Origin of the sequence: Nostoc sp. C057 (genome assembly GCF_013393925.1) — a bacterium.
Taxonomy (GTDB): domain Bacteria; phylum Cyanobacteriota; class Cyanobacteriia; order Cyanobacteriales; family Nostocaceae; genus Nostoc; species Nostoc muscorum_A.
In genome coordinates, this window is record NZ_CP040281.1 from 6993397 (window position 1) to 7006607 (window position 13211).

A 13211-nucleotide genomic window follows, 5' to 3' on the forward strand; every position below is an offset into this window, starting at 1 on the left:
TTTGTAACAGCAAGTTAATAGTTCAGAGGAATAAAACACAACTCATTAAAGCTGCTAATTCTTACTTGAGGCGGCTATGCAGACGAATTATGAAAAATCTCAATTTTGAGGAACTTTTCTATTTATCAATAACAGTATTGTAGACTACCTAACATAAAATAACCACTTCTATTGGGTTTTTATAGATATAGGATTTACGCCAAACTACAGGAGTTAGAGGTAATTCATCAAATACCCCTAACAGAAAATTTTTCTTTTCGGCTATTGTTTTGCAAGTCCTGAGATAGAATAACATTTTTAGTTGCATGAAATACAGAACTTTCATAGGGACGCACGTCTATGCGCCCCGATAGGAGAGTATTGTTCAAATAGATGAAAATTATGCTGACCTATTTTAATTGATAGGTACACTCCACCAAGCTAAACTATAGGGTTGAGTTGCTTCATTAAGCTTTTGACGAAACTGGACGCGGATTTTGTAATTGCCAGTATCAGGAATGGGGCAGAAAATATGTTCTACACCATCGATTTGGCTGATTGAAGAGCAAACAGCACCAGCATCTGATTGGGCATCAGCTTTTACTAAGTATAGGTCGAGATTATTCAAACCGCGATCGCGAAAATTTTCGCCCACATCATATTGTTGATTTGTATTTTTATCGTTGAGTTCTACCAATCGATCCCAGCTTAGGGTGACAGCAACAAAACTTCCCTGCTTTAACGGTTTTGCTAACACATAGTCAACAGATGCTCCAACATCCACTTTGCGATAATCCCAACCAATAGCCGGCACCGCAGCTGATGGCTGCCATTGGCCAGCACTCAATTGCTGATAAGCGCGAAATGTATTTAAGTGACCTGCTCCCATTTGAGCATCCAAGGGAATCTTTGGATCTTTATAAGCATCAGAATCTAGCCAGTTTTGATTTTGTTTATCAATTAGTGTCCGGCTCATTCCCAACCGCAAGCCATCGCCACTATCTTGGATTTTGTCTGCTGAATTCAGCAATACAGCTTTCATTACTTGATGATGCCGAGAATCAATGCTCCAGTGGGGTTGTTTTGTACGTATCTGTCGGTCAGCAAATTCTTGTAATAGAGCAACAGTAGCCGTAACTTGAGGTGCGGCAAAACTAGTACCTGTAACCTTGTTCAATTTGCCATCTGGATTGAGTAAAGGAATATTATTCCCAGGAGCAACTAAACTGATAGCGCGGCGGCCACCAAGATTAAATTCTCTTCCAGCTAGCCTGCCACTCACTCCTTGGTTAGCACCCGCCAGATTAGCCACATCTACTTTGTTAAAAACTCCCCCACGACGGGATGAAAAAGCCACATTCATTCCGTTAAAATTATCTGTAGGAATAGGAATACCACCTTTACCTTGATTACCTGCGATCGCATACAAAACATCATGAACACGGCTAGACCAGTCAACACATAAAGTTAGTAAAGCATTGCCGTCTAAAATAGCCTCTGGTCTAGGGTCACGACTGAGAGGTTCACCAAAGCTAAAATTAATGGCACGGACATCGCCACCATTTTGTAGCGCTATGTGCTGGGCCGATAAACACTCTTCTGGCTGACCCATGCTTTTAGTAGAACCCACCGCAGACGAATACAATCTCGCTCCCGGAGCAATTCCCGGCAAAGCTTTGTCTTTACTTACCATTACACCAGCAACATTGTAGGCGTGAGGGTCAACACCGCTATTAGACTTAGCTGGCCCATTGCGTAAGAATACTCCCGCTAAAGATATGGCGCGATTTTTAGACACCGCCTTATCCCACCCAAACATTCCCGGCCGACCAATTTCCACTTGACCAATAGCAATCTTACGACCGATTAAATTATAAGGAGCTTGGTGCAGCTTCAAAGCATCAATACCGTTAGTTCCCAAAGCAGATTCTAAAGCCGAAGCAATTACTGGCGCACTCAGACAAGAAGCACTTAATCCCCAAATTATCCAGGTTAGTTTTTTAGTCATTTGTTATTTGTCATTTGTCATTGGTAATGAAATTAGGGGAGAGGTTACAGGTAGCAGGTGATAGGGAATCTGTACCCTGTAACCTGTACCCTATTCCCTATCTTCCAAAAAAGCCGGGATCAAAGTTATGAGTCTTGCTCAATGTTTTGTTACAATGCTTACAGACGAGGACGCTTAAAAACCCACTAGCCATGACCCAAAACCTATCTCAAAAGCCCATTGTAATTTCTCCATCTATCCTATCAGCCGATTTTAGCCGTCTGGGTGACGAAATTCGCGCCGTAGACGCAGCCGGAGCAGATTGGATTCATGTTGATGTAATGGACGGTCGTTTTGTACCTAATATTACGATAGGCCCTCTGATTGTGGAGGCGATTCGTCCGGTTACAACCAAGCCCCTGGATGTCCACTTGATGATTGTGGAGCCAGAAAAGTACGTAGAAGGATTCGCTAAAGCGGGTGCTGATATTATCTCCGTACACTGCGAACATAATGCTTCTCCACATCTGCACCGTACCTTGGGGCAAATTAAAGAGCTTGGTAAGAAAGCTGGAGTTGTACTTAATCCTGGTAGTCCTCTAGAGCTAATTGAATACGTTCTAGATTTGTGCGATTTAGTACTGATTATGAGCGTCAACCCTGGTTTTGGTGGTCAAAGCTTTATCCCTGGTGTGTTACCCAAAATCCGCAAGCTGCGTCAAATGTGTGATGAACGCGGTCTTGACCCTTGGATTGAAGTGGATGGAGGGCTGAAGGCAAATAATACTTGGCAAGTTTTAGAAGCAGGAGCTAATGCAGTTGTCGCCGGTTCAGCTGTATTTAATGCTAAAGATTATGCTGAGGCTATTACATCAATTCGCAACAGCAAGCGTCCTACCCCAGAATTAGCTAAGGTTTAATTCATTGCTGGATTAACCATTCTCTACAAAAAATAGGGTGGGCAAATTGCTCACCCTATTTTTATTTACACATAAAAATACTGAAAGCTCTTCAAGTTTTGAACTTCCAGTATTTAGTATATAAATTGAAAATTTAGAAAGCAGAGATAATCCAGGTTGGGAGGACTAGGATTAAAATAGTTGAAAGAGAAGCGTATGACCTACTAGTTCCACCAGCCAAGACAACGATTTCACCATAACTTTCCTGTTTCTGTCCCTGTTATTGGTGTTAAGCGTTTGCTTTATTAAATAAAGCAACACCAATCACAAGATAGAAAGTTTTCTAAGCATTACTCACATCGTCTGCAGTCAATGAAAGTTGTGTAAAATTTGGATTGGGGGAATCCACCTCCTCAAATTCTTTTCGCTCAGACTTCCTCAGAACAAGAACCACCATTAGCAACGGTTGCATCATTTGCCTTGGGATAGGAGTTATTTACTCCATGAAATGCTGACTACTTTTGTAATCAGTTTGATTTATTTCATAGTCAGAACTAATCATTGATTTTATGTTTTTAAATTAACTTGCTTGCTGCCAATCACCTCTATTGTGGTTGAAATTGCCGTTGTTATTAGTTTACCAATGTCGTCAGTATATATTTGCCATTTTGGCAGATTTTTGCAAAAAAATATCAAATTAATCACTGCGATAGAAAACCTACCATGCAATCAATTTTAAATTAGCATGGCAGGCTTTCAGATACTCAATCAACTCTAGGGCAGAATTTCTTGATTCCAAATTATTTTTTAATTGGCTCCACAGCCTTTCAAGGATATATCTTGAGTTAATGGCGATTTCCTTGATTAATGTTTGTTAATTTTCTATCCCAATTTCTGGTCTAAACTAACGCCGCGGATTTCTGTTTTTTGCTTTCCAACTACTTCAAGATAAGCAGGCCTTGAATCATTAGAATGTTTCAGCATTTTTAGATTTTCACTTTGCTGTTGTTTTGTTCTGTTGGTTTGAGAGTTTTCTTTCAGTAATCGGTTGTAGGTACGGTACGGAATGTAATGGAGAGGATTATAACCAGCAAAACGTAGCATTAAAACACATGCCCAGGAGTACTTTCCAGCAATAATTGCTTCAACTACTTTATCAAATTGTTGAGCCTTTACTGTTGTATCTAAATTACTACTAATACCAGCAATGTCTTGATTCATCATAGTGTTTAATTATTTTGGATGAAGTAAACTAGTTCAGTTTCTGCGATTGTTGTCGTTTCAATTGAGGTTTACAAACTGCATTAATCTTTTTGCAGTTGTTAAATCGCTTTCGGGAAATTATCAGCAATTTGGCGGTGTTGGATGTTGACGAAGGCTAAAAATCCATCTATCAACAGATGCGTACATAACTTTCCCAAGCTCTGATTAGCTCCCGCAGCTTTGAGCGGTAAAGATACAGACTGAAAGTTCTCTGCTGTTTGAGCTTTACCTTGGCGCTATTAAGCAGAGTTTTAGTAATTTTGGCTGATAACTCCCCTAGTAAACTAGTTTGAGCAAGAGCTAGCTTGTAGTAGGGATACAAATTATATAGATTCATTGCTGAACTGTCCCCTTGGCTTGAGGTTTCGACTGCATTTGACCTGATGATTATTTTCATGAACTAACCTTTGATTAAAAACAATCAAGTTTTTAAGCAAGTTTGTTGGCTGCTCATTCCTAATTATCCAGATTCCATCCGATGAATTGAGGAAACTGTAGCTTTTACTTGTTAGTAACTGAAAGGGAAAAATTTATCTTTTGTCTTCTCATTTGACTGGTAGGACAAAAGTCTAGGCGTAGCTCTGGGTAGATGCAGTTTTATCCTCTGAAACTTTATCGACTTTTAATTCAATCAATTTTCTCTGTTAAAACGCCTGTATTTCTTACTACTGGTTAATTAAGCAATTTCCGGCAAGTTTTCATATTTTTTTGAGTAGTGGAAAAAATTTATTTATCCTAGAGCTTTAACAACGTCATTCGTATATATACTATTTTTTGTCGTTAATGTCATCTACTAAGTTAGTAGATTTTTAAGTTAAATTTACTGAATGTATTTCGATACGTACTTGCCTATTGTGCAACTTTTAATTTTGTCCTCCTTTGCTAATTTATGAGGGGTCTGACCCCCCACACAATCTCAATTTAAACCCTTTATTATTGTCGAGTCTCTAGAAAATACTACCATTAACTATGATGTAAAACAACTTCTAAAAATAGTAACTGCTAAAGAATAAAAACATTCGCAGCCATAGCCTTGAGCCTATTTTCTTAATAAGTTCAATTAGTTAATGATATTTATTATTCTGATGGTTCTTGATTTACAAGAACTAGAGATTTAATGTATCTAAATAAAATCGCTGTAAACCAATCGTGAATATTTCATGATTATTAGCTATTAATAACAGCTAGCCTATAGCACCCATATTTTATTTTTGAAAAACTCTTTCCTATTACTTCTTGCCTAACCATGCAAGGAAATATGACTACGCCATGCTGCGCGAACAAAAATCAAAGCGGATTGCTATAGTTTTAATTATTATCAATTGAATAATGCAAAATATCTGTAGTAAGATGCTTTAAATAAAAATATGTATTAGGTTAAATATGTAAAATATTAGAAAGTATAATATTGTCAATTTTATTCAACAGTAACTTCTCTAAGTCTTTATCTTTAAAAAATTTCTCAAGTAGAGATTACGGATGCTGTGACACTTGGGCTAAATGCTAGTAAAAACCATCAATTGCCATGAGTTTGTGATGAGTGCTTTGCTCAACAATAATACCTCGGTCTAGAACAAAGATATAGTCGGCATAGGGTAGTCTAGAGTTCTCACTACTTCAACTCTTACCATTACTGAAATTTTCCTTTGCTTCCGGAAACAGTCGGAAAATAAAATCACAAATTTAAACTCTGCTTTCTCAGATAAAGACAGGCTAATCCTGGCAACGTATATACTATAGCGGTTCTCAATTGCATCGAATACAGACCTAAGCCCCAGTCCCTTCTCCTTGAAGGGAAGGCAGGGTGGTTTCATACGAAAAAAGAAAAATACATAAGTTTTTATTTCTTGTTTTGTGGCATGGCTTTTTACCCCTCTCCAAACCTCTCCCCGAAAGGTCAAGAGGCTTTAAAATCCGATTTTAGTTTTTCTCTGGTTGTATGAAACCACCCTGCTTCTCCTTGAAGGGAAGGGGAGTAAGATTCAAAGCCTCTCTCCTTTTAATAAAGAGGTTTGGAGAGAGGTCAAAGTATATTGCATCCATAGACGCGTAGCGGCTACTCTTACGAGAACGCTTTCAGCGAATCCGCAGGGTATGAGAACCGTTTTGATAGCTAATCAATTAATAACTAAGTAAATGCCCCAGATTGCCATTGCCCGTAAGTAGGTGCTAGCGCGGAAAGTACCAGCTGCGGTGATAGCTTCAGGGGTGCGAAATTGCAGCCCATTTTCATAAATTTGCTCTACTACAGCCTGTGTTAACCTCAACGCTTCATCTTTCATTCCCATTTGCACAAGAAAAGCCGCTAGCCCAAAGTTTATCCCAGTCCAAACTTCTAGGGGATGAGTAGCTTTAGGGTTTTCTGGTGAACCGTCAGGACGAACACCATTCGCAGCACCAAACTCTCCATTGCAGAATTTCAAAAAGCACGCATCATAAACAGTTTTTAGGGCAGAAAGGGCGCGATCGCTCGGTACAATATCTGGTAAGTCCAATAGTCGGGCGTAGAATTGTCCACACAACTGATCTGCCATCACCACATTGGAACCACTTTGACTATCAAGTTGGTAATATTGCCCATTCCAAAGTTTTTCTTGGTAAATAGGAAGAGATTGTGCCAACCAAGCTTCATAAGTGGACTTTTGCGCCGCCAACTCTGCTGTGTTACCTGTCTGGTAAGTTAATAAAATATCGCTAATTGCGATCGCAGCCTCTAGCGCTGCTAACCACAACCCACCACAATAGGCGCTGACACCCTGTAACCGCCAATCATCAAAGGTTTGGTCAGGCGCACCAGAATTTTCGGGAATCCCATCACCATCAAGGTCAAAGGTTTTCAGATAGTCGAGGGTTTGAACGATCGCAGGCCAGCAATCTGCCAAGAATTCTACATCGTCAGCACCCGTAAGCAGAAAATCCCGGTATACTTGCAAGACAAAATCACTACCCAAATCTTTCCACAAATTGCAGTCTTGATAGCTGGTGTAATTGGTTTTCTGCCAAACGTGTTCATTGGGTGCGCCTAAATCGTGGGGTGTTGCACCGACGACTTTGCGAACTGCAATTGGGCTTTCAGCTTTGATTGTCATGTAATAGCCGATGATTCGGGGTGTATCATCACCTTGAGGAATCGCCCGTGCAAATGCCCGCATCACCGACTTCTCCAGTTCGGGAAACAGCATCAACAAGGCAAAAGAGCCATATAATCGCACATCTAGACTTTCATACCAACGATAATCTAGACACTCCAGCACCGAAAACTGACCGATGGGGTCAAGTTCTGATGCTGCACTCCAGAGAGTACCGCCGCTAGTGAGGTCATAAAGCTCATTAAATAGAGCCATTTTAAACCAGTTAGGTAAATCTTCCCGGTCGAGAATGGGTTGTTGCCAACTTTGAATTTGCGATCGCCAGGTTTGGTATTCTTGGAGGGCAGTGGATGCGATCGCCCAAGCATTATTTCCACTTCTATCAAAAAAGTCTGTATATCTGCGATAATAGTTGACTCCGGCGGCAAATTCTGTAATGGGCAAATCCCAAGCGAGGACAAAGGGGATTTCAAGAGTTTCGCCTGGTTGGAGAGTGAAACGGAGTGCGATGCCTGCGGCCGGCGTAGCCATCGCAGCCCCTAACTGTTCACCTTCTCCGACTGGATTAGCATCTATATAATTGGACAAAGAACCATCTTTGGCAAAGCTTTGCCACACCTCATCACCAGTTCCTTCAGCATTCCAGCGAGTGTGGTGAAATACTTCCACTTGAGGATGCTTCAGCGTCGCAATACACCAAGTTCCATCACCTTCTTGCAAAGCATCACTACCAACCCGACTTAAAAGACAGCCAAACTGTTGTGGATTTTCAACTATTTGATTATAGTTTCCTTGACTTTCGCCCCAACGTGGTTGGTATTCGTAAACCGGACTACCATCATCACGCACCCGCACTTCGGGAGATTTGAGGGCATTTGTAAACCAGCCCACCATATTTTGCCAAGTGAGCATAATGCTGAGAGTGATTGGTGCATTTGTGGGGTTGTGGGCATTCCAAAGGAATATTGCTACAGGGTAGCTAGTTTCTTGATAATTACCTGCCCAAACTGGGGAAAATTGCTCACAAGTCAACTGTGCTTGGAATACATTTTCGTACACAAACCAGCTACGTGGGTATAGGGCGTGATAATTACCCGTCCCCTCAGTACTGGGAAGCGTTGGATACCACTGCCAAGCTTTGAGAGTGCCATCATCGGGCCCTTGGGTGGATAAAGCGTAGGCTTGGGTAGATGTGCCATTAGATTCAAATACACTGAATTGACAAGCGGGGACGTTTTTGAAGGTATGCTCACCGCCGTCGATGTGCCACAGGTTAAAATCTCCCCGTGAAGAACGACCGATGCAACCTGCACCAAAGCCACCTAAAGGCATACCATGCCAAGGGCCATCATCGATATTACTTGCGTAGCGGACAGTATAAGGTTTGTCCCAGCCTAAACCGATGGGACGGCTCCAAGTACAAGAGGGAATTTTCGGAGAGAGTTGATTTGTCATCGCCTAATGTTACAGCGTGCAGTTACGTCCATGAAGACTAGCGCGATGTGCGATTTTTCTCAAGGGGCACAAATATCAATACTGGTCGGGTTTTGGGGGAAAGGGAAAAGTTTAAAAGGGAAAAACCTTATATATCAACTCTTCCACTAATTTTGCCCACAAATATGCCTTCTTGATTCAGTAGTCTAAGTAAGTTGGCACAATAAAATCAAACTAGGCTAAAACCCTTATTGCCTATTTCCTTATCCCGCCGATAATTATTTACGCCCACTTACTTAGTAGCATCTGGCTCAGTTTAACAAAAATATCTCGGCAAAAATCCGAAAAGCAGCAATTTCAGCTTGTAGCTCAGTATATACTTACAAAATTAATATTCACTCTAGTACAGCTGCTACCATATCAAACAAGACTTAGAGGATATTTGAAAAGTCCTCTTGTCGGGATCAAAAATTTTAGATCCCCCTAAATCCCCCTTTTTAAGGGGGACTTTGATTCCGGTTCCCCCCCTTTTTAAGGGGGGTTAGGCAGGGTGGATTAATTGTGCGGAGAGAAAATTTGTAATCCCCGTAACCTCGTCAGCCTGCTAACAGGGGAACTGGATTTATGAACGCAAGAATGAGGGTTTTAATTTTTCTCTCTAGACAATTAATCCACCCTGCTTTTTAAGGGGGGTTAGGGGGGATCTCAAAGTGCCTAAAGTCACAGCAAAACACTTTTCAAACAACCTCTTAGAGCAAAATCCTCTTGTTTGATATGGTAGGCAAACTTCCACCACAGTGTATTATGAGTTTCAATAGGAATATAATTTTTTGACTTCAAATTTGTCTATCTGTTAAATACGAAATTATCCGCAAAATTAGGAGCGTAATTATGCTACTAGAAACCAAAAACTATCGCCACAAATTAAGCCGCATTTTAATTTGTTCCTTGGGTAGTAGTTTGTTGATCGCGAGCAATGTGCTACCTATAAATGCTTTGGGGAAACCTCAACATTCTCAAGGCTTCATAATTGCTAAATCACCAGATGAGAGACAACCAGAAGCAGTAAAAAAAGGAATTGAGCAGCTTCCTGCTTCTCAAGCATCAATATCTCCAAGAAAGAAGACATCTTCTGTTGAGTCGCCAATCCAGACTCGTCCTATATCTTCTAATACAGAAACTTCCCAGCCAACCTCGGACGCTTCAAATGATGACTCTACTTCTAGATCATCTAGACGTAGGACTTCTAACTCAAATTCTAATCGTTCCAATAGTAGTGCATCTAGATCGTCTGGAGGTAGGGCTTCTAATTCAAATGGTTCTGGGAGAGTTCGCAAGCCAAGTTCTAATGTAGCTAGAAGTGGCAACCAAAATATCGATCGTCCGGCAGTTTCTGCACCTGCAACACCTACTTATAAAGAGATTAACTTTGTAGATGTCGCATTGGGTATTTTGAGTAAGAGTGACTTTCAATCTCAAGGTAGATATTTTCATTTCTATGAGTTTGAAGGTAGAGAAAATCAACTAGTTCAAATTAGGCTTGTTGGTAGTAAAGATACACGCAGATCAAATAACTTGAGTTTAAATCCTTTGTTATTTCTGCACGATCCTGATGATAATATCATCGTCAAAAAAGGCACTTTGGAAAAAAGCAGTGATGGCGATGATGCCTTCATTTTTGCGCGATTGCCTAAGAATGGCACTTACAAAATTGCAGTTACTAGCCGAGATTCTGGTGAGATCGGTCGCTATAGTTTGGCTTTGAGGAATGACAGAGCTAGCTATACCTTAGATGAAGCAGGACAACTAAGCGCCAATAGCTCAACCTTGAAACAAAATGGAGGCGCTTACAATGTATCTAATTTCCAAGGAAGAAAAAATCAGCTTGTAAGTATTCGTGTAGATAGTGTTGATGAAGAATTTTCTCCTTACGTAGCTTTGCTAAATTCAAAAGGACAGACGATCGCTATAGATAAGGATAAAGATAAAGCTGGCACCTACAGCGCTTTAATTGACCGAGCTAGGTTGCCTGAAGATGACACTTACTATGTAGTTGTCAGTTCCAAAAATCCACAGGAACGCGGTAAATATAGATTGACTATCTTCTGATAATTTAGGTTGTATGAAAACCTCTGCCTGATTTTAATACGCAAAATCCTTGATTTCTCACTTGTGAGAAATCAAGGAGTGTGGGAGGTGTGGGAGGTGTGGGAGGATGGGGAAGAAGTCTTATCCCCCACACTCCCCACACTCCTCTTCTCCCTCTGCCTAAACTATGCGTGAGAAATCCGGGGGGAGAAATTTTTACTGAGACAACCGCCAAATCTTAATGGTGTTGTCTTCACTACCACTGACAAGGGTTTTACTATCAGGACTGAAGGCTACGGATGTAACGGTGTTGGTATGCCCTGTTAATGTGAGAATTTCTTCTCCTGTGGCCGAATTCCAGAGTTTGATGGCGCGATCGCGGCTACCACTGGCAATAATTTTACCATCGGCGCTGAAGGCTACGGTTGTGACTGTGTTGGCGTGTCCTGCCAGTGTGCGAATTTCTTTTCCCGTCAGTAGATCCCAAAGTTTAATGGTGCGATCGCGGCTAGCACTGGCTAAAATTTTCCCATCTGGGCTAATAGCTACAGCTGTTACTGTTTGATAATTTCCCTCTAGTGTGCGGATTGAGTACCCTTTTGTGAGATTCCAGATTTTGATCGTCTTGTCAAAACTGCCACTAGCAAGAATCACGCTATCGGGACTGATGGCTAGCGATCGCACCCAAAATGTATGCCCGACCAATGTCCGAATTTGCTCTCCTGTGGCTAAATCCCAAATTTTGATGGTGTTGTCATCACTACCACTCACCAAAGTCTCGCTATCAGCGCTGATCGCTAGGGCCCGAACAGAGTCAGAATGCCCTGTAAGAGTGCGAATTTGTTTTCCTGTTGCTAAATTCCAAATTTTGATGGTGCTGTCATCACTGGCACTTACCAAAGTTTTCCCATCTGGGCTAATTACTAAGGTATTCACCTGCTGAGAATAGGCGTTTAGTGAAGAAATTTCTTTCCCGGTGGCGAGATTCCAAAGTTTGATTGTGCCATCGCCGCCACTGCTAGCAATGGTTTTACCATCAGGGCTGATGGCGACGGATAAAACCGAGTTTTCATATCCTTGGATGGTGTTAGCTAAGGAAACCCTACCCAAAGTAATCTTTGGTGGTTGACCTAAAAGCACGTCATCTTTGCCAGAATTATTATGCTGACTCAGCCTAGAAACTAAACTGGTTTGAATCCGACGAAAATGTTTATACCAAGATTCCTGGAATCCGAACAATAGAATAAAAGCACTTACCAAAATTAAAGTTCTCAGTAAGGGATAACTTTTTGGCAAAGATGGGGCTTGAGTTGCGGGGATTTTTCCAGATGACTTACCGGCTGGTGGTAGGGCGAGGAGTTGTTTTGGGGTTAAGTCCTTAAGAACTTCATCGGCTGACTGGTAACGTTCATGGATATCTTTTTTTAAAAGTTTGTCGATGACAAAATCCAACTCGGTATTTAATGGACTCCGCAAATATTCCCGCCAATTACTCACCCACGCGTACCCCGATTCCATCCACAACTGAAAGGGGGAAGTTCCCGTTAGTAGATGAAAGCAGGTAGCGCCTAAACCGAACAAGTCACTGGCAGGAAAAGCTTTACCATCTCTAATTTGTTCTAAGGGAGAATAACCATGTGAACCAATGGATGTGCCAGACTTGTGCTGAACTTTGGCGGTGAATTGCTTTGAGGAACCAAAATCAATCAGACTTAATCGCCCATCACTTTTATGACGGATAATATTTTCTGGCTTGATATCCCGATGAATGACTTTGCGATCGTGGATAAATTTCAGGATGGGCAATAAATCTAGCAAAATAGATTGAATATCCCTAGCGTTATAACCCTTGCGCTGTTGCAACTCCTTTAACAAATTATCGCCATTGATAAACTGCTGCACTAAATATAGGCAGCCATCTTGCTCAAAGTAAGCTATTAAAGTTGGAATTTGGGGATGTTCCCCAAGGTCTTGTAGTCGCTGCGCTTCTTCGGCAAACAATTCCATCGCCTTTTTTTGCGACCAAGTTCCTTGGAACTTTGGAGCTAATTGCTTGATAACACAGCGTTCATTGAGTTTATCGACATCTTCTGATAGATAGGTTCTGCCAAATCCCCCCTCATCTGAAAGGACTCGGATGACACGGAAGCGATTTCTTAAAAGTGACACCAACGGGGTGCTACAACTTTGGCAAAACTTCTTTCCATTGGAATTCAGGGGATTTAGGCAATCGGGATTTAAGCAGCAGATCATGATCTGACAGGCGCGACTGCATAACAACTTAGGCTAAGTTTGCCCCGAACTGTCCCTGAAGAAAATTGACTCTCGCTTACTTGTGGTAGAAAACCCTGTTTTGGGGATTGGGGAATTACTTAATATAGTTAGCGTTTGTAAATAGTAGTCAGTCTTCCTTTTCTGTGGAAAACTACGAGAGCCATAAAATTAATTATTCTTCCGATTATATAATAATCT

At 41.2% G+C, this 13211-nt stretch carries 7 protein-coding genes; 2 read left to right on the forward strand and 5 right to left on the reverse strand.

Going from position 1 to position 13211, the window contains the following annotated elements:
• Nucleotides 1–394: 394 nt before the first annotated feature.
• Nucleotides 395–1987, reverse strand: a complete 1593-nt coding sequence (locus FD724_RS29685) for a S8 family serine peptidase (protein WP_179075093.1) — start codon at nt 1985–1987, stop codon at nt 395–397.
• A gap of 191 nt (nt 1988–2178) precedes the next feature.
• On the opposite strand from FD724_RS29685, the gene rpe reads away from it, so the two are divergent.
• Complete coding sequence (gene rpe / locus FD724_RS29690) at nt 2179–2886, forward strand: ribulose-phosphate 3-epimerase (RefSeq protein WP_114081048.1); 708 nt, start codon at nt 2179–2181, stop codon at nt 2884–2886.
• A gap of 861 nt (nt 2887–3747) precedes the next feature.
• Here rpe and FD724_RS29695 read toward each other — a convergent pair.
• The 3 genes from FD724_RS29695 to FD724_RS29705 form a co-directional block, all read right to left on the reverse strand.
• A complete protein-coding gene (locus tag FD724_RS29695) occupies nt 3748–4089 on the reverse strand; it encodes a HetP family heterocyst commitment protein (protein ID WP_242060672.1) in 342 nt (113 codons plus the stop codon).
• A gap of 169 nt (nt 4090–4258) precedes the next feature.
• Entirely contained in the window at nt 4259–4465 is a 207-nt protein-coding gene (locus FD724_RS29700; protein ID WP_147262464.1) for a hypothetical protein, read from the reverse strand.
• 1780 nt (nt 4466–6245) lie between these two features.
• Nucleotides 6246–8672 (reverse strand): GH116 family glycosyl hydrolase, encoded by a 2427-nt coding sequence (locus tag FD724_RS29705; RefSeq protein WP_179075094.1) that lies wholly within the window; start codon nt 8670–8672, stop codon nt 6246–6248.
• An 870-nt stretch (nt 8673–9542) separates the two neighbouring features.
• Here FD724_RS29705 and FD724_RS29710 point away from each other — a divergent pair.
• Nucleotides 9543–10760 (forward strand): peptidase, encoded by a 1218-nt coding sequence (locus tag FD724_RS29710; protein WP_114081044.1) that lies wholly within the window; start codon nt 9543–9545, stop codon nt 10758–10760.
• Nucleotides 10761–10955: 195 nt separating this feature from the next.
• Here FD724_RS29710 and FD724_RS29715 read toward each other — a convergent pair whose 3' ends face one another.
• A complete protein-coding gene (locus FD724_RS29715) occupies nt 10956–12992 on the reverse strand; it encodes a serine/threonine-protein kinase (protein WP_179075095.1) in 2037 nt (678 codons plus the stop codon).
• Between the last annotated feature and the right edge of the window lie 219 nt (nt 12993–13211).